This is a genomic window from Sphingomonas sp. ABOLE (assembly GCF_003950455.1).
GTDB lineage: Bacteria > Pseudomonadota > Alphaproteobacteria > Sphingomonadales > Sphingomonadaceae > Sphingomonas > Sphingomonas trueperi.
Genome location: NZ_QQWY01000023.1, coordinates 1 through 18,232, shown reverse-complemented (window position 1 = coordinate 18,232; position 18,232 = coordinate 1). Strand labels below are relative to the sequence as shown.

The 18,232-nt window shown below is 66.8% G+C and carries 12 protein-coding genes; 7 read left to right on the top strand and 5 right to left on the bottom strand.

All coding sequences use genetic code 11. The features are described from left to right. Positions 1–160: 160 nt before the first annotated feature. Together CA234_RS14795 and CA234_RS14790 are read right to left on the bottom strand one after the other, a co-directional pair. Entirely contained in the window at positions 161–2,017 is a 1,857-nt protein-coding gene (locus CA234_RS14795) for a J domain-containing protein (RefSeq protein WP_126002062.1), read from the bottom strand. Then, positions 2,014–3,705 carry a molecular chaperone HscC gene (locus tag CA234_RS14790; protein ID WP_126002061.1) on the bottom strand — a complete coding sequence of 564 codons (1,692 nt, stop codon included), beginning with the start codon at positions 3,703–3,705 and terminating at the stop codon, positions 2,014–2,016. Before CA234_RS14790 ends, CA234_RS14795 begins: the two co-directional genes overlap by 4 nt. 222 nt (positions 3,706–3,927) lie before the next feature. Between CA234_RS14790 and CA234_RS24390 the strand changes: the two genes are divergently transcribed. The 4 genes from CA234_RS24390 to CA234_RS14770 all read left to right on the top strand — a co-directional run bounded on the left by CA234_RS24390 (position 3,928) and on the right by CA234_RS14770 (position 8,579). Beyond that, positions 3,928–5,703 (top strand): LysM domain-containing protein, encoded by a 1,776-nt coding sequence (locus CA234_RS24390; RefSeq protein ID WP_164521826.1) that lies wholly within the window; start codon positions 3,928–3,930, stop codon positions 5,701–5,703. A gap of 9 nt (positions 5,704–5,712) precedes the next feature. Further along, positions 5,713–6,345: a hypothetical protein gene (locus CA234_RS24625; RefSeq protein WP_206431208.1), complete on the top strand. Its 633-nt coding sequence runs from the start codon at positions 5,713–5,715 to the stop codon at positions 6,343–6,345. Positions 6,346–6,458: 113 nt separating this feature from the next. Then, positions 6,459–7,559 carry a DUF47 family protein gene (locus tag CA234_RS14775; protein WP_206431207.1) on the top strand — a complete coding sequence of 367 codons (1,101 nt, stop codon included), beginning with the start codon at positions 6,459–6,461 and terminating at the stop codon, positions 7,557–7,559. A gap of 6 nt (positions 7,560–7,565) precedes the next feature. Then, a complete protein-coding gene (locus tag CA234_RS14770) occupies positions 7,566–8,579 on the top strand; it encodes an inorganic phosphate transporter (protein WP_126002060.1) in 1,014 nt (337 codons plus the stop codon). Between the two features lie 252 nt (positions 8,580–8,831). Here the strand turns inward: CA234_RS14770 and CA234_RS14765 are convergent, their stop codons facing one another. Then, entirely contained in the window at positions 8,832–11,105 is a 2,274-nt protein-coding gene (locus tag CA234_RS14765; protein ID WP_126002059.1) for a hypothetical protein, read from the bottom strand. 368 nt (positions 11,106–11,473) lie between these two features. Further along, positions 11,474–14,326 (bottom strand): TonB-dependent receptor, encoded by a 2,853-nt coding sequence (locus CA234_RS14760; RefSeq protein WP_126002058.1) that lies wholly within the window; start codon positions 14,324–14,326, stop codon positions 11,474–11,476. 343 nt (positions 14,327–14,669) lie between these two features. Between CA234_RS14760 and CA234_RS14755 the strand changes: the two genes are divergently transcribed. From CA234_RS14755 to CA234_RS14745, 3 genes are read left to right on the top strand one after another with little or no spacing between them, the layout of a single operon-like run. Then, complete coding sequence (locus CA234_RS14755; protein WP_126002057.1) at positions 14,670–15,632, top strand: hypothetical protein; 963 nt, start codon at positions 14,670–14,672, stop codon at positions 15,630–15,632. 2 nt (positions 15,633–15,634) lie between these two features. Beyond that, entirely contained in the window at positions 15,635–16,390 is a 756-nt protein-coding gene (locus tag CA234_RS14750; protein ID WP_126002056.1) for an adenylate/guanylate cyclase domain-containing protein, read from the top strand. Then, positions 16,387–17,013: a Pycsar system effector family protein gene (locus CA234_RS14745; protein WP_126002055.1), complete on the top strand. Its 627-nt coding sequence runs from the start codon at positions 16,387–16,389 to the stop codon at positions 17,011–17,013. Before CA234_RS14750 ends, CA234_RS14745 begins: the two co-directional genes overlap by 4 nt. Before the next feature lie 216 nt (positions 17,014–17,229). Here CA234_RS14745 and CA234_RS14740 read toward each other — a convergent pair whose 3' ends face one another. After that, the gene (locus CA234_RS14740; RefSeq protein ID WP_126002054.1) at positions 17,230–17,988 is read right to left on the bottom strand and encodes a hypothetical protein; all 759 of its coding nucleotides are present in this window, start codon (positions 17,986–17,988) and stop codon (positions 17,230–17,232) included. Positions 17,989–18,232 lie beyond the last annotated feature (244 nt).

Here is an 18,232-nt window from a genome sequence, read left to right as displayed (position 1 = left end):
GCGGGCGGAGGCGAAGGCATGGCTGCAGCATGCCCATCGCCAGTGCTGCGACACCTCCTGCGGCCGGCTAAAGCGTTTTCACCATGGGTGAAGACGCTCTAGATGTTTGTTTGCCGTATTTTCCGAGTCGTTGACCGTACACGGTCAACTTCAAAATTCTCTAGCTGCCCAGCAACGCGCGAAGGAGCGTGAGGCCCGCCTTGTCCCTGCGGACAAGGGCAGCATCGATCAGCCCGATGCGTGCGTTGCACACGCCCATGGCCGGCCCCTTGCGCTGCATGGCACGCGCGAATCCGGCGCGATCCAGATGCGCCCGCTGCATGGCATCTTCGATAATGTCGGGCGGCGCCGTGAACGTTCCGGCTTTCCAGGTGCCCTCCGCCGGCGGCGTGCCGGTGCGCACCGCACGCGTGAGGAGGCGGCTCCACGCCACGAGAAGCTGCGTCGGGGTGGTACCGACCGTCTGGCCCGAGAGCACCGCGACGCATTCCTCGGGCGAGGCGCGCTCCGCCCAGCGAAGACGGGACTCGTAGTGACCGGCATAATCGAGCAGCAACGCGTCGTCGCGCGTCACCGCGCGCCCCAGCAGATCTCTCAGCACGCCGCCGGTGGCCGTCATCAGCACCTGGAATGCGACCGCGGGTCCGGCCTGTTGCTGCCCCTTGGCCGCCGTCCATTCGCGCGTGAGACGCGCGTACAGGGCCGGGTTGACGTTGCGCACCTCGGCCGCGGTCAGATCCCCGCCACTATACTGATACAGCACCATGTCGAGATCATGGTCCACATCCTCGAAAGGCGGCACCGGAGTCGCGGCTACGGGGCGCAAGACTGTCGGCTGCTCCCCGGTGAGGCTGGCGGAACGCAGTGGGTGGAACAGCGCGTAGAGGTAAACGCCGCCAACCAGAAGGGGGACAACGAGGAGACTCAGGCTTTTCATCGCCGCACGATAGATCCGCTTGCTGCGGATCTCGTCGCTGCGCGTGCGATAGAGGACGCCGAACGGGAACCCGGCATCGTGCTGCTGCTGGATGCGGCGCATCCACCAGGCATAGGATTCCTGGTTCAGGCTATGCAGCGCCGTGGGATGATAGACCTGCAGCTGCAGGATCGTCCGTTCGACGTGCGGCGCGGCGAACCAACTCTCGATCCGGCCCGACAGGCCCTTGAGCGGCGGCTCGCGAAGCCGGCGTAGGCAGCGGTGGATCCTGCTATCCTGAACGCGCTGTTCGACCTCGAAATACCGGTCCTGCGCGCGCTGCAGTATCCACCTGACCGCATCCGGGCGGCGCAGCTCCAGCGCGGGCGCGTCCCAGTGGAAATAGCCGATCACCCGATCGAGCATCGGGTCACTGCGCGGCACCCCGTTTACGATGATGTCAGCGAAGAAGCGCTCGACCTGTTCGGCATGTTCGAGGTTCTGCATCGCCGGGTCGCCGAGGATCTGCTCGACAAGCGCCATCATCTTGACGTGGGAGAACAGCGGGGCACGATCGAACACCAAGGCGCGCAGCGCCCGCATCGCATCGGAAGCGGCGCCGGGGCGCCGGTCCAGCGAGGCTCCCGCCGGTGCGGGATGATCGACGGCGTCGTCCATCGCCGCACGGATCGCGTCCTCGGACGGTGTCATCACCGGCGGGGACGGCAGTGGCACGGTTACCGGCGCCGCGGCATCGTTCCTGGCTGCGCGGACCGCCGCCTCGGACGGCTCCAGCGGCGCTCGCGGCGGTTCGGGTACGATAGGAGCGGGCGCAGCCTCGGCCTGCGCACCCGAAGCTGCCGCCGCTGGCGCCTGCGCGTCCTCGTCGGCCCCGAACATGCCGGCGGAACTGGCTTCATCGGGCGCAGCCGCGTGCAACTCGGCGAGCTGCATCGCGCGGTCGTGCGCCTGCCGGAGGGCGTTGAAGCCCTCCGGGTCGCTGTCCGGGTCCATGGTCTTCAGCAGCCGCGCATAGGCCTTGCGGACCGTCCGCACGTCGCCGGTCGGCGGAATGCCCAGCGTTTCCCACGGGCTCGTCACAGGTATCTTTCCCCTTCCATGGCATCCAGCTTGCGGGTGATCATCGCCGCCGCTTCCGCGATCGCGTGGCCGTCCTGGGTTTCGAGCACCCCTTCGAAATGGGCGAGGAGGTCACCGGCCGTCGCGCGACGATCGCCGATGAATGCCTCGTAGCAGCGCTCGGCGCGCGCGATCAGCGCCTGGCTTGCCGCCTGGTCGCGCGGGTGGATCTTCAGTTCCGCGAGCGCCGCGCGGCGCGCCTCCGCCTCGCTAGGATCCACCTCCTGGTCGGCAATGACGAGCTGCCGCGTCTCCCCCGTCTCCGGCACGATCACGTCGACTTCGAGCAGCCCACTGACATCATATGTGAAGCGGCAGTCGATCATCACTTCCCCGGCGGCGCGTGGCGGCACGGGAATCTCGACCTCCCCCAGCTTGATGTTCGCCGCCACCAGCCGGGCCTCGCCCTGGTAGATCTCGAACTGCACCTTGCGCTGCTGGGCGTGTACCGTCTGGAAGCGGTGGACGCGGCTTGCCGGCAGCACGGTGTTGCGCTCGAGGATCGGCGCGAAGCGCCCGCCATGCAGCCTGCCATGCGCATCGCGCGTCATCACCTCGATGCCCAGGCTGAACGGGCAGACGTCGGTCAGCCGAATTTCGTCGAGATCCGCCCTGCGTTCGCGCAGGCCCGCCTGCACCGCCGCGCCCAGCGCGATGGCGTGATCGGGGTGGATACTGGCGTTGGGAAAGCGCGCGAACATCCGCGTCACCGCCTTGCGGACGACCGGCATCCGCGTCGCACCGCCGACGAGCACGATCTCGCGCAGCGTTTCGGCGCGCAGATTGCTGTCGCGCATTGCCCGCAGCACCGGCTCACGCAGCCGGTCGAGCAGCGGCGCGGCAGCGGTCTCGAACTGCTCGGCGGTGATCGTGGTCGACAGCAGCTCGTCCTGCCAGACGATGTCGAAGGTGGCGGCCTCGGCCTCGCTCAACGCGCGCCGGGTGCGCTCGGCCGCCGCCCGCGCCTGCTCGCGCAGCTTCGGGTGCGCCGCGCCGAGCGGCAGCCGCAGCCGCTCCTTGGCGATGCCGACGATCACCTCGTTGAAATCCTCGCCGCCCAGCCGGTTGTCGCCGGCCGAGGCGCGGACCTCGATCACCCCGTCGAAGATCTCGACGATCGAGACGTCGAAGGTGCCGCCGCCCAGATCGAAGACGAGAAAGGGGTCGCGGTCCTCGCGGTCGGCGATGCCATAGGCGAGCGCGGCGGCGGTGGGCTCGTTGACCAGTCGCTCGACCTTGAGCCCGGCCAGTTCACCCGCGCGGCGCGTCGCCTTGCGCTGGCGGTCGCTGAAATAGGCGGGCACGGTAATCACCGCGCTGGTCACTTCCTCGCCGCAGTGGCGCTCGGCATCGGCCTTGAGGCTCTTGAGCACCAGCGCCGAAACCTCCTCCGCGGTGAACGCCGTGCCGCCGAGCTGGATCGGCTTCTGGGTACCGATCAGCCGCTTGAACGCAGTGGCGGTGCGGTCCGGATAGACCGGCTGGCGATCGCGCGCGGCACGGCCGACGAGCACCGCGCCATCCTCGGTCAGGCTCACCGCCGAGGGGGTCAGCACGTCGCCCAGGCTGTTCGGAATCAGCTCGGGTCCGCCCTCCCCCCAGCGCGCGATCGCGCTGTTGGTCGTGCCAAGATCGATATCTACGATCACGAAAGTCCCCCGCGCCCCCTGACGAACAGAGCCATTCTAGAGCGATTTCGTCGCGAGAACCGCGATTTGCCGCCATCATCTCGACCAGGTCGGGGTGCCGGCACTGCCGTCGCGGCCGGCGGCCGGGTGCCGGCGCGCGCGACCTAATCGATTCGTTGATGGGGCGCTCGGGCGAGGCCTTGTATCGAAGGGCTTCCGCAGACGGGAAGAGTAGGTCCGAGCATGTTGCAAGCAACCGCAGCCACGCGCACCGGCAATCAAGGGGCGCCCAGCGCGCCGACGCCGCCGACGGCGGAGACGGGTGCCCATCCCCTTGATCGCCTGATGGCGGGCGGCTCGCCGCTCGACCGGCTGGTACCGCCGCCGCGCTATACGGTTCGGCAAGGCGACACGCTGTCCAGCATCGCGGCAGCGCTCGGCACCGATTGGCAGACGCTCGCTCGGATCAACGGGATCAGCAATCCGGACCGCATCGCCGCGGGCCAGACCCTCCGTCTGCCGGACAGCGCCGCCACCGCCGCTACCCACCTTGTGCAGCCGGGCGAGACGCTGTCGGGCATCGCGGCACGCACCGGCACCGATGTCGCGACGCTGGCGCGGATCAACGACATCGACAATCCCAACCGCATCCAGCCCGGCCAGGTGTTGCGCCTCGGCGGCGGCGCGGCCGCAGCGGTTCCGCACCCCCAGCCCACCGGCCAGCGTGCGAACCCCAGCGGCGCCCCCGTGCCGCTCGGCAGCGTCTCCGAGCGCTACGAGAGCGGCGGGCGCGGCCCGGGTACCGTGTCCAGCGGCAACGGCGATCCGGGCGGCGTCTCCTACGGCGTCTACCAGCTGTCGTCCAGGGCCGGCACGCTCCAGTCGTTCCTGCGCCACGAAGGCGCGCGCTGGTCGGCGGCGCTGGGCCCGAACATCGGCAGCGCAAGCTTCAACCAGCAGTGGAACGCGATCGCGGCGCGCGATCCGCAGGGTTTCCGCGCGGCGCAGCACGCCTTCATCGAGCGCACCCATTACGATCCCGCGGTCGGCAAGGTACGCGACGCGACCGGCCTCGACCTGCGCACGCGCCACGAAGCCGTGCAGCAGGCGACCTGGTCGAGCGCGGTCCAGCACGCCCGCGCGCCCCAGCTGCTCGAGGCCGCCATCCAGCGCACCGATCGCGAGGTCGGGCGCGCCTCGCCCGACTATGATCGCGCGCTGGTTTCCAACATCTATGCCGAGCGCACCACCTATCTGCAGGGGCTCGCGGCCAGCGGCAGCTACACCCCCGCCGAGGCGGCCCAGCTGCGCTCGATCACCCAGGAACGCTATCCCAACGAACGGCGCGAGGCGCTCGCGCTGTTCGATCGCCCGGCGCCCGCGACCACCGGCGGCACCGCGCCGGTCGCGGGCACGACGGCAGGCGCGCCGCGCACCGGGGCGGACTTCGCGGCGGTCATCCACCGCTCGGGCGATGCGCAGGCGCGCGCCGATCTCGCGGCGGGCCGCGCGGTGCTGGTGGCGGTGCGCCATGACTCGACGCTGCAGGCCGGCGGCGGCCGGGGGGAATATGACGACACCATCGCCCTGGTCTCGCGCCAGGCCGATGGCAGCTACCGCGCGCAGGTCTTCCAGGGCAACACCGAGCCGGCGGGCGTCTATGCGGCGCGCGGCTACGGCGTCGACGTCAATGGCGACGGTCGCAAAGAGCTGGGCCGGCTGGTCGAGGGCAATTACCGCTACGAACGGCAAGCGGGCACCTTCGCCGGCAACCGCTTCTTCCGCGCGACCGCGACCCAGACGGCGCTGCGCGACAGCAACCAGGACGGCCGCTTCACCGGCGCCGACACGCTCGACCGTCGCGGCGCGGGCCGCTCGATGCTGCTCCATCAGGGCGGCAACGGCGGGACCGGGTCGGCGGGCTGCCAGACGCTGCGGCCGAGCGACTTCAACGCGCTGCTGGCCGGCCTTGGCCGCCAGTCGTCGGTTAGCTATGTGCTGGTAAACGCCAGCCGGTAAGGACTTCGCATGCGTATCGTCTTCGCTCCCCTGCTGGTGCTCGCGGCCTGCGGCGCGGCGAACGGCGACGGCGCCGGGGAGCGCCAGGCACCCGCCGCCGCTGCGGCCAACGCCGCCCGTTCGGCGCCCGCAGCACCGGCGACCCCGGCGCCCGCCACATCCCCGCCGGCGGCCGCCGCGGACTGCGATCCCGGCGCCCCGGAAAGCCCCTGCCAGATCGTCGGCACATGGCGAGTGATCAAGGTATATAATCCCGGCAACCAGGATCCGCTCGAGGACGAGATGGGCATGGTCGGGTCGAGCTTGACCGTCACCGGCAACAGCGACGCCTCGGGCGCGATCCGCTGGGACGGGCCGGACAATGGCCAGTTCGACCATAGCGACGTCTGCACCGGCCCCTATCTGAGCCCCGCCGCCGCCCCGCGACCAGCTGCCGCGCGGGCAACGCTGGCCACGGCGCTGAAGGCCTGGGGCGTCGCCGGCGACGCGGGCAAGGCGCGGCATCTCGGCTGCGACGAGGGCCATTGGGCGGTGCCGAGCGACGCCAGCGGCAAATGGTTCGGGCTGGTGCTGCCGATGGGCCGCCGGATGGCGTTCGAATGGTTCGACAAGCGGATGGTGCTCGCCGAACGCATCGGCTGACGCGCCGTCCGGCGCACCCGAACCCCCTCCCCGCTTGCCATCGCCGGCCAAGCTTGTAACACCGCGCGCTTCCTTCACCCACGGAGCCGCTCGCCATTCGCCAGATCGCCGCCTTGCCCTATCGTACCCTCGGATCGGGGGCCGACGCGTCCACCCAGGTGCTGCTGGTCACCTCGCGGGGGACCGGGCGCTGGGTGATTCCCAAGGGCAATCCCGGCGCCGGGCTCAGCGCGCACGCCGCCGCGGTGCGCGAGGCCGAAGAGGAAGCGGGCGTGCAGGGCGTGATCTGCCCCACCCCGCTCGGCTCCTATCGCTATCGCAAGAAGCGCAGCAACGGCGCCTCGCTGATGGCCGATGTCGAGGTGTTTCCCTTCTCGGTCACGCGCGAGCTCGATGCGTGGAAGGAACAGGGCGAGCGCCAGCGCCGCTGGTTCGATCTGGCCGACGCCGCCAATGCCGTCGACGAGCCCGATTTGCGCGAGCTGATCCGCTCGTTCGGGCCCGAGGAATTTCGCGCCGCCACCCGGCGCATGGGGGTGCTCGGCACCGTCGTTCACAAATCAAAGGTCAATCGCATGTTCGCGTGGTTCCAACGCCTGTTGCCCAAATCGGGCAATTTCTTCGAGATGTTCGAGGCGCATGCCGCCACGGTGGTCGCCGGCGCCGATGCGCTGGCGCGGGTGCTGCAGCATGGCGGGCCCGACCATATCCGCGAAGTGATCGAGCGCGAGCATGACGCCGACGAGATTACCCGCCAGGTGCTCCAGACGGTGCGCGTCACCTTCCTCACCCCCTTCGATCGCGGCGCGATCACCGCGCTGATCGGATCGATGGACGATGCGATCGACGAGATGCAGGCGACGGTACGCGCGATCGACCTGTACGAGATCCGCCATTTCGAGCCCGAGATGAAGGACATGGCCGGCATCGTCCTCGACGCCGCCCGCCTCACGCTGGAGGCGATGCCGCTGTTGCGCGACGTCGCGAAGAATGGTCGCCGGCTGCACGAGCTGACCGAGCGCCTCGTCCGCATGGAAAGCCATGCCGACGACATCCACGCCGCCGGCCTCAAGCGCGCCTACAAGGAACTGGCCCCGCAGGATCCGCTGCAGTTCGCGGTGATGCGCGAACTGTACAAGCATCTCGAGCGGATCGTCGACGCGTTCGAGGATGTCGCGAACGAGATCGACGGCCTCGTCATCGATCACGCCTGATCCATCATGCACGAACTTGCCCTGCCGCTGCTCATCGGGCTGATCCTGGTCGCGCTGGCGTTCGATTTTCTCAACGGCCTGCACGATGCGGCGAACGCGATCGCCACGGTGGTCGCGACGCGGCTGCTCAAGCCGGTCCATGCGGTCGCCTTCGCGGCGTTCTTCAACTTCGCCGCCTATTTCGTCACCATCGCCTTCCCCAGCATGCATAAGGTGGCCGAGACGATCGGCAAGGGCCTGATCGACCAGGATCTGGTGACCCCGGGCGTGGTGTTCGGCGCGCTGGTCGGCGCGATGTTCTGGAACGTCGTCACCTGGATGAAGGGCATTCCCTCCTCGTCGAGCCATGCGCTGGTCGGCGGCATGGTGGGCGCGGGCGTGGCGCATGCCGGGTTCGAGGGCATCCAGTGGACCGGGCTCAACAAGACATTGCTCGCGATCGTGCTGTCGCCGACGCTCGGCATGATCCTGGCGATGGCGATCATGCTGCTGACCAGCTGGCTGTTCCGCCGCGCCTCGACGAACCGGGCGGAGCGCAGCTTCCGGGTGCTGCACCTGATCTCCTCGGGCGCCTATTCGCTGAGCCACGGGCTCAACGACGCGCAGAAGACGATGGGCATCATCACCGTGCTGCTCTACTCGACCGGCTATCTCCAGGGTGATTTCGAGGTGCCGCACTGGGTGGCGATCAGCTGCTATGTCGCGATCGCGCTGGGCACGCTGAGCGGCGGCTGGAAGATCATCGAGACGATGGGCTCGCGGATCACCAAGCTGTCGCAGCACCAGGGGTTCAGCGCGTCGATGGGCGGCTCGATCATCCTGTTCGCAGCTTCCTGGCTGGGCATCCCGGTCTCGACCACGCACACCATCACCGGCGCGATCATCGGCGCGGGGACGGCGCGGCGGGCCTCGGCGGTGCGCTGGGGGGTAGCGAGCAACGTCGTCGTCGCCTGGGTGATCACCATCCCCGCCTCGGCGGCGGTGGGCGCGCTGTTCTACGCGCTGACCCGGCTGTTCTGAGGGGCGGCGGGCTGGGGCTGTCTTTAGCGCCCATGCCGCCATTTTTGTGCGGTGCCGCCGTGCCACGCCGCTGCGCCCCCAGGGCACGGGATGATCGGCGAGGCGTTCGGCAGCGCACGCTTTTCCTGAAAATGCGGAGCGTACCGGCGAGGATGCGGGGTTCGCATCCTCGCCGGTCGCCAGCCGCCGTGCCGGACGGTACGCACCTAGCGGAGGCTAGGCACGCACGCCCGGCGCGCGCTTACCTGCCGATCACGCGGCGGTGACCGACGGATTGAGCAGGCCGCAGTCGTTCTTGAGGAGGATGGTGTCCCCCGCCGCGAAGGCCACCGCGCCCCCGGCCGAGGTCTGACCCGCCGGGATGGTGATCGCCACGCCGGTCGCGGCACCGTTGCGGACCACGTCGCAGATCACGTCGACGCCGAGCACCCGCGACAGCGTCGCGCTCACCTGGCCGGCGGTCGCCGAGACGGAGAGCGTCGCGGTGCCATACTGGTTGCGCTTGGCCGGCGCGCCGTTGCGGCGAACGCAGAATGCGCCGACAACCCGCCCGTCACCGCGATCGTTCAGGCCGCCGGCCTTGGTGGCGTACATATCGCGAATAATCGCATATTGCTCGGCAAGCGTGTAGATCGACCAGTCCGGAACAATCCGGTTCGGGTCGTCGAACCGGTCGCTGTTGTCGTTGATTTGGGCTGGCGTGAGACCAACCGGGTCCACGCTCGACGGCCTGCGCCCCTTGAACATGGCTTGCGACACGTCAACACCGCCGTCCGGGGCGACGCCGTCATAGTAGGAGTCGATGACCTGCACGGCGGCGTTGGCCGCAAAGGTGCGCCCCATACCAGGATAAAGTTGGTTGTTGTTCGGGATCGAAACCGTGCCCGAGTCATCCCAGGTTGTGAAGCCCTGGGCGCCGGACGCCTTCCCGCCACCGATGGAGCCGGTAACGCCCGTCAGCTGGCGCACGTTGGTATTGCCGCGCACCTGCATGCCCTGGCCGTTCGTCCAATCGGCGTTGGTCATGGCGCCAATGCCGTAGAAGGTCAGGCTTGAATGGAAGTTTCCGGCCACGTCGATCACACACTCGATGCGCGGCGGGGCGCTGCCGGCGCCGGTGAATACCGGCCCGTTGAACGAGGTCTGGGACGCACCACCAAAGGTGAAATTGTCGTACATCTTGTACGACCCGGTGTGCAGCTGGCCCGGGCCTGCCGCGACGATAGTTTGGAACTGGCCGGTGTCCGGGTGAATATAGGGGTTGTCCAGCGCACTCGCCCCGACAAGATTTCCTTCATATAGAAATCCGCGAAGTTCCAGGTAGCTGGAACCGCCATGGGCAAGCGAATCTCGCGTCCATCGTGTCCAGGTGTTGAACGCGACGACGATGTCGACACCGGCGCGCACGCCGCCGGTAGCGATACCGTCAAAGCTGTTGTGCGCGACGAACACACCGCCCGACATGCCCGCCGATGTGTCGGTCCCGATCACAACGCGAGGAAAGTTGTTTGCTGCCGTGCCATTCGGCACGCCGAAGCGGCACCGCGTGACACGAACGTCGTTCGACTGCCCCTGCAGATTAAGAATCTGATCCTGGCCGTTGCCCATAGCGATGAGTTCGGAAGCCGAGGCGGAAACATCCAGACTGTCGATGCGCCAATGGCTGTTGTTGTTGCAGTGTACGCGCGCAACCTTGGTCGGCCGAGAAAGATTTTCGGATTGGATCAGCGCGGGTGTGGCCGGCGATTTTCCATAGCTGGGCCACGTCGAAAAGCCGAGACGCGTGCTCCCCAGTGCGAGCAGGATCGTCGCGCCGCTCGCTTCGCTGGCAGTGATCGCTTGCAGTTCGCCGACGCTCGACGCGGTATAGCACCTGGCAGTGAACGTCTCGGCCGGCAGCGTGCGTGCGCCGCGGTCGAAGGTGTAGGCCGGGACCGACCGCCCCAGATCGCGCTGGATCGTCAGCGTGCCGCTGACCGTGCGGCCGTCACCGGTCGCCGTGAAATCGAGGACATAGTCGCCGCCGTTCAGCCGGTTGGCCTTGCCGGACTCGCTCGGCGTCGGCGAGCGGCCGTCGGTGGGAAGGGTGAGGTGCGTCGAAGTACCGCTGCGCCAGGTGAACTGGGTGCTGGTGGCATTGAACGGCGCGTCGATGAAGCCGCGCTCGAACAGCAAATTGCCCATGTTCACCGCGCCCGCACCTACCTTGGTGTCGGCGCCGCGCACCATGACAAGGTGATAGACGTCGCTGGACGACGCCGCGCCGGTGACGTTGAGCGCATAGGCGATCTGGCGGAAGCTGGCGCCGCTCCCGTCGGTCTCGGCGACCAGCGCGGTGACCGTCTCGCCGATCGCGAGCGCGGCGGAAAGCGTGAGGCTGTCGCTGTCGAGCGCGACGGCGGCGTTCGAGCCCTGGAGAAGCGAGAATTGGGAAGTCGCGCTGAGCTGGCGTTGCAGCGCGATGGTGTCGCCGACGAACCCGGCGTTCGTCGTCACATTCTGCACGGACAAGTTGATCATCGTCATTTTCCTCTACGACGCGCACGAAAAGCCCGGGCGAACCGCTAGGGCTCGTCCGAAACAGGGCGCTTTGAAGGTTGGGTCATGCACGGCAGCGCGCGGACCCGAGGGGGGCCGCGGCTGAATTGAACGTCGCTAGTCTGGCCCGCGCGCGCGCTGTCTGCGCGGCACAGGCGTTACGCTGCCGGACTCCTCACGAGCCAGGATGCGATCTCGCCCGGAATTGGGCGCGATTCGGGAGCGTTCTTGTTTTGTACCGAAGCATCGTCGCGATGTCAAGTGCCGCGAACCGATCTGGAACATTAACGGCGGCGCGCCGCGTCGCGCGGGCGCGAAAAAGGGGCCGGGATCGCGCCCGGCCCCTCCTCCCCTCCTCAGAAGCCGAACGACAGGCGCAGATAGCCGAACTGGCCCGGCAGGTCGTAGGTCGTCGGGTCGAAATTGGCGCTCTGGCAGGTGAAGCAGGCGGGCGGCGCGCGGTCGAACAGGTTGTTCACGCCCAGCGTCAGCCGGGTGCGATGGTTCATCCAGGCCGGCGAGAAATAGGCCTGGAAGTCGCCATAGAACACCGCGCCGAGCCGGTGCACGTCGTCGCGCTCGTCGACCCCGCTGATGTAGCGCGCGGTGAACGCAATGCCGTAGCCCGGGCTCGACCAGTCGAGCGTCGCATTGCCCTTGAAGCGCGGATAGGCCTGGTCGGGGCTGCCCCGCTCGGTGCCGGCATAGCGCAGCGCCGGCGCGCCGAGATCGGCGGGCGGCACCACGTCGTAGCGCAGCAGATAGGCGGCGTTGGCGTTGAGGCCGATCGTGCCCTCGCCGATCTTGTGGGTGCGGAAGGTCAGCGTGCCGTCCAGCCCGTCGGTGCGGATGCCGTTGAGGTTGAGCAGCCGCCCGCTGATCCCGGCGATGGTGCCGCTGCTCGTCCGGCGGATCGCCGCGCAGCTGACCGGATCGGCGTTGAACGCGCAGCGCCGCAGCGTCAGCGTCGCGGGCACCGAGTCGATCGCGTTGTCGAGCTTGATGTTGTAGTAATTGACCTCGAGGCTGAACGCGCTCGACCAGCCGCGCGCCCAGTCCGGGCTGTACACCCCGCCCGCGGTCCAGGTCTTCGCCGTCTCCGGCTTGAGCGCGGTGTTGCCCTGCGAGAAGACGCCGAGCTGGCCGCCGGTCGGCTCGTTGTAGCTGCCGTTCGCCGGCACGCCGTTGGCGATGCAGTTCGCCCGCACCGTCGCGTTGCTGGCGAACGCCCCCCCCGCCGCACTCGTGCACGGATCGTCGATCGTCGCGTCGAAGCGCGACAGCCCGGCATAGAGCTCGCCGATGCTCGGCGCGCGCAAGCTCTCGGCATAGCCGCCGCGCAGCAGCAGGTCGGCCACCGGCTTCCACAGCCCCGAGGCGGTGAAGGTGGTGTTGCTGCCGAACGACGAATAGTTCGAGTGCCGCACCGCGCCGTCGAGCTCGAGCTTGTGGAAGAACGGCGTGTTCGCCAGGATCGGCACGCGCAGCTCGCCATAGATTTCGTCGACGTCGAAGCCGCCGCGCGCCGGGCTGGTCGGCACGTCCGCGCCGAGCCCGGCGGTGATCACCGGATCGGGATCGTAGCTCGCATATTGGTCGCGATGCTCATAGCCGATCGCGACCCCCACCGGCCCCGCCGGCAGGTCGAACAATGTGCCCGACAAATTGGCGGTGGTGTCCCACATCCGCTGGCTGCTGCGGTCGCGCTCGTCGAACGCGACATAGTCGAGCATCGCCGGGGTGATCGAGCCGAGCCCGCCGAAGAGGTTGAACGGCACGCACGCCCCCGTGCACGCGCTCACCGGCCCCAGCGCCTGCGCCAGCCGCGCCGCGTTGAGGTTGCCGGTGAACAGCTGCTTGGCGTCGTTGATCCCGAAGGTGCCGTTGACGTCCCAATACCATTTGCGCCCGCCGACATCGAACGACCCGTCGAAGGTGACCGTGCCCGACATGGTGTCGACATTCTGGGTGAACACGCGCTGCCCGGCCTCGACCATGCGCCGCGCGATGAACGAGTAATTGGCCGTGCCGCCGTCCGCCCCCGAGGAGAGCGTCACCCCGAACGGGTTGTACGGGTTGGTCACGTCCACCGAGATCGTGTCGAGCAGGTTGCCGTTGCCCGCGTCCGGCCCGATGTTGAGCGGCAGATAGGCCGCCTGGGTGCGCGAATAGCGGTGGTTGTACAGCAGCTTGACCCGCATGTTGACGCTGTCGCTCAGCGCCTGCTTGAAGTTGACGAAGCCGCCATAGCGCTCGGACGGGGTCAGCAGATAGTTGAGCGGCGCGAAATTATAGCGGTCCGCCGCGGTGAACGGCTTGAAGTCCGCCGGATAGCTCGGCCGCCCGGAGACCGGCGCGCGCAGCGCCAGCGTCTGCCCCAGCACGGCGAAGCGACCATTGGGCGGCGTGCCGCTGCACCCGCCGATCGGATCGGTGCACGCGGTCTGCCCCGGATTGGGGAATTGCGAGATGGCGCGGTCGCCGGTCGAGACGCCGCCCTGCTTCACATAGCTCGCGCCGAACACCAGCGAGGTGCCGGTCTCGCGCGACTGGATGCCGTAGCTCGCCTCGTACTGCTGGGTATCGCCGTCCCCCTGGCGATACATGCCGTACTGGGCCGAGGCGCGCAGCCCTTCCTGCGCCTGCTTGGTGATGATGTTGATCACCCCGGCGACCGCGTCCGAGCCATAGAGCGGCGACGCGCCCGACTGCAGCACCTCGACGCGCTCGATCAGGTTGACCGGCAGCGTGTTGAGGTCGACCGAGGCGGGGATGCCGCCCGCCGCCGAGCCGTTGACGAAGCGTAAGCCATCGACGAGGATCAGCGTGCGCTTGGCGGCGAGATAGCGCAGGTCGACCTCGGCCGAGCCCGAGCTGACCCCGGTCCCGTCCGGCGGCCCGCCGACATTGCCGGCATTGTTGACCTTGGTGTTGAGCCCGCCCGCGGCGCTGGGCAGCCGCTGGAGCACGTCGGCGATGGCGGTGAGGCCGGTGCGCGCAATCTCCTCCTGCCCGACGGTGACGACGGGCTTGTCCTGATCGAGCGGGCTGCGCCGGATGCGCGAGCCGGTGACGACGATGTCGTCCTGCGGCGCCGCGGCGGAGGCGCCGGTGGTGCCGTCCTGGGCGAAGGCGGGTGCCGCTGCCATCCCCATGGCGAGCGCGAGTGCGGCGAGACTGCAGGCGGTTCGTCGGTACGATACGTGCATGTGGTTCCCCTCGATCCAAGCCGTTTCCGTGGCGCACCCTCTCGGTCATTGTTTGCAACAAAACTGACGCATGGGGCGGGCTTGGCAAGGGGGCGATTGCGCAATTCGGTTAAAGATTGAAATTGTGTTGCCGTGGGGACACGGGTGGGAAAACAAACGTCGTACGCCGCCGCCTATCTGCGGCGCTTAGGCCCGCAAGATATCGAGTCTCCGGACCATGCGGAATTCAATGCTCAGTCTGACGTCTGCTGGCAGTATGGTGACGTTCCGGCGCCCCCCGACACGCTGGTGCGACATAGTAAATTGAGTATCGGTTTTCTTCCCTACGCAGTATGCGTGACCCATGGCCACAGATCGCGATAACGACTGGCGGGACAAAGACGCGGCTGGTAAGGTGCGCGCGCGCTTCGATTTCGAGATTGAGCCAATTCGATCGGATGACGCGACTCGGATCGTTACCGTTCGCGTTCAACCTCACAGGAGGCGCTACGCGCTTGTGGAGGTGAACGGCGAGCGTCACTATCTTGACAAGTTTCTTCGCATGATAATCCCAGAGAAGGCCGTTGAGGAACTTGCCGTCGCGCAATTCGGCGACTTACCCGTGTTTTACAATCCACCGGCCATTGAATCTGCCCGCGAATATGCCTCTGTAAGACAAGGGGCGATCGCCGGCGAGCTTCGCGGCGAAAGTTACGTTGCGCCACCAGAAAAGGCGCGCGCGCAAACGCAACTCTCATTCGCAGGAGGCACGCGGTTCTTAACGTTTCTATCTGTGGACATTTGCGGAAGCAGTGGCCTGCGCCGCCGCGACCCCGTGGGCTTCGAGCGTGCATACGAAATTTTTCTGAGGGAGCTTGCTACCTCCGTCGGTCACTTTCATGGCGCGATTCTGAAGACGACCGGTGACGGCTTTATCGCCACCATCGACTGCGAGGGCTACACAACGCAATGCGACAATACCGTTGATCTTGGACTTACATTCCTTGCTATCCTGCGGGGGTCAGTAAACCCTGCCTTAGAGGCGGCTGGTTTGCCGTCACTTAGCATTAGAGTGGGAGCCGATTGTGGCGCGGCGCGTCTGCGAAAAATCACTGTACCAGCAACAGGGTTTGAAGCGCCGGAAGTGGCAAGCGATGCACTCAACCGCGCAGTCAAAATCGAACAATCCGCCGCCGCAAACGAATTGCGGATCGGGCGCGGTCTCTACGAACTGGTGCACGTACAATGGCTGGAGCGGTGTGAAGAAGTGGAATTCAACGGGAAGGACGTCGGTATAGAGGGCTATCAGGTATACAAGGTGAAATAGCTGTGTCTGATCCAAACAAGCTGACTTGGGCGTACCTTGTAAAACAGATGGCGCGAAATCTCGACGCGGTGGAAAAAATTCGCGAGCGCAGCGAGGTTGCGGCAGGTCGGGTTATCCCTTCCAGCGGCGACCTCCCACTTCACTCGGGCCGTCGCATTGATGCTACAGTGATGTTTTTGGACATCAGCAAATTTTCGACTCGCCCGTCTTGGACAGATATGGAGCAGGAGAACAACCTCCGCGTCCTATCGTTGTTTTTCAGCGAGATGATCCGCATCGTTCTCGACTATGGCGGCACCGTGGAGAAGAACACGGGGGATGGCCTGATGGCCTACTTCACCCGCAACACGGCTAGCGGCGTTACCTCACAGCAGACAGCCGTCGCTGCCGCCCTCACGATGTTCAGCGCGGCGACGACCATTGTGAATCCGCTGATCCAAAAGGCAGGGCTTGCCCCCCTAGATTTCAGAATTTGCCTCGATCACGGACCGATCACTGTCGCGCAAGTGGGGGTCCCCCGTAGTTTCAACGGTATAGTTGCCATCGGAACGACAGCAAATATCGCGAGCAAGATGCTGGCTTTCGCCGATCCGAATACAATATTGATCGGAACGAAAGTGTACGAGGGCCTACCTCCACTATGGCAATCTGAGTACGCTACTTTTAAAACGGCAGAGACGGGCTGGTTCTACACCGGCAGCAACGTGCCTTACGCCTTCTGGCTTTACCGCGGACGATGGATCATTCCGACAGCATGACCAATCAAAACCAATCGGCCAGCGCCGAACATACTCCCAGACTGATAGTGGAAAAGGTCCAAAGCGCGCCGTCGCTGGCTGTACCTGAAACAGGCCATGGAGAAATTGTACCATCCCCCGCTCCTACTCTAGAGGAACATCACAAGAATTTTGCAGAATTTCATGAATCTTACGTCAGAAATTACATATCTTTGGCTGATACAAAGGCCGCGTGGGCGTTCGCAATCGTCTCCGGTGCACTAGTTTATCTGATCGGAACTGATAAAACAAAAACCGCGCTTTTGGCACCTGCATTGTCATTGTCTTACGCCTCGCTTATCGCCGCCGCTCTTCTTCTCGTGGTTTCAGCGTTCTTTTCTTTCCGCGTAGTCGCGCCAAGGCTAACTTCAAAATCGGGCGACGGAATCGTGTTCTTCGGATCGGTCGCCGCAAAAAACAATGCCGCGAGCTATGTCAGCGAAGTGGCCGCACATGATTTTGCAGAAATCACGGAAGCGCGTTTGAAACACTGTTTCGACGTTTCCAAGGTCTGCGCCGAGAAATATGCTTCTCTCAAGAAGGCGATCTGGTTTGGGCTGCTCGCGTTGGCAGTGACCTTGGCGGCCGTGCTCTTGAATAATTAAAGGTGCGAGGTGTCGCCCTTAGCGCCCTACAAGAATTTCCTGCCGGTCCTCACTCGGCAGCTTTCGTCGATATTAGACGTTCGCGAGGCACGGTTAAACGCCCCCCCCCCCAGTCACAAGCTATTAGGCCGAATTAAACGGCAGTGCCGCACCCCTCGCAAGGGGGACCCTGCGGCACTGCCGGAGACGCGACGCGCCGGGCCCTGCGCGCCGCCCCTACCCCTTGTCCCGCTGCAACCGCCGCTCCACCCGGTCCAGCTCGCGCGACAGCCGCGCCAGCGCCTCCTCGCGGGAGACGCGCTGCACCCCAAAGCCGGTGTGGGGCCGCCCCTCGACGATCTCCGGGCGGCGATAGCCGAGCAGCAGCAGCGCCTCGCGCGGAGTCATCAAGGTGAGCGGGTCGGTCTCGTCGACGGTCTCGCACCACGCGCCCAAATCCTCGCCGGTGGGGTCCAGCGATCGCAGCGCATTGTCGAGCAGCGCGAGTTCGAGCCGTTCATAGCCCTCGGCCAGCGCCGCCTCCATTGCCCGAGCAAAGGCCGCCGAGCGCCGGCGCCGGGCATAGATGGCGTTCCAGCCGATGCCGGTCGCCGCTGCCGACAGCCGCACATTGGCGGTGGCGGCGAGATGGGCGAGGAAGCGGCGCTCGCCCTCGGTGGTCAGCACCCCCTTGGGGGCGCGGCGCACCTGCACCATGCGGCCGCGCGAGGCGCGCACGCTATACTCGCCACCGCCGGTGCGCGCGGCCTCGCCCTCGGGCGTGGGCGACGGCGCGCCGGCGGCGAGCTGCGCCTGGGCATAGGCGAGGGCTGCGTCCCACTGGCTCGCGAAATCGGGGTTGCGCGCGCGGCGCTTCTGGAAGGTCTTGCGCGTCTGCCCCGCGGCCTCGGCGGCGAGGGTCACGTTGGCGGTGCGGCGCAGCGCTTTCAGGAAGCGCTGGTTCTCGCGGGTACGATCGGCCTTGGTGCCGCGCATGGGCGTGCCCTCCCCCCTGGGTGTGACGGACGCTGGCGGAGATGGGTGTTCCGTTTTTGTTCTGCAAGGGCCGCCGCAAGATCCTCCCCGGTACGGGGAGGGGGACCGCGCCGCGCAAGGGGCGTGGTGGAGGGGCCGCGCCGCGAGGCGCGGTGCCCGATTTCAGCGCAGGATCCCGCCGCGTGCCGCGGCGGCCCCTCCACCATTCGCTGCGCGAATGGTCCCCCTCCCCGTGCCGGGGAGG

Excerpts from the sequence above, each read along its gene's own strand:
- CA234_RS14770 (WP_126002060.1), top strand. The coding sequence starts at position 7,566 with ATGCACGAACTTGCCCTGCCGCTGCTCATCGGGCTGATCCTGGTCGCG.
- CA234_RS14740 (WP_126002054.1), bottom strand. The coding sequence starts at position 17,988 with ATGCGCGGCACCAAGGCCGATCGTACCCGCGAGAACCAGCGCTTCCTG.
- CA234_RS24625 (WP_206431208.1), top strand. The coding sequence starts at position 5,713 with ATGCGTATCGTCTTCGCTCCCCTGCTGGTGCTCGCGGCCTGCGGCGCG.
- CA234_RS14755 (WP_126002057.1), top strand. The coding sequence starts at position 14,670 with ATGGCCACAGATCGCGATAACGACTGGCGGGACAAAGACGCGGCTGGT.
- CA234_RS24390 (WP_164521826.1), top strand. The coding sequence starts at position 3,928 with ATGTTGCAAGCAACCGCAGCCACGCGCACCGGCAATCAAGGGGCGCCC.
- CA234_RS14745 (WP_126002055.1), top strand. The coding sequence starts at position 16,387 with ATGACCAATCAAAACCAATCGGCCAGCGCCGAACATACTCCCAGACTG.
- CA234_RS14760 (WP_126002058.1), bottom strand. The coding sequence starts at position 14,326 with ATGCACGTATCGTACCGACGAACCGCCTGCAGTCTCGCCGCACTCGCG.
- CA234_RS14765 (WP_126002059.1), bottom strand. The coding sequence starts at position 11,105 with ATGACGATGATCAACTTGTCCGTGCAGAATGTGACGACGAACGCCGGG.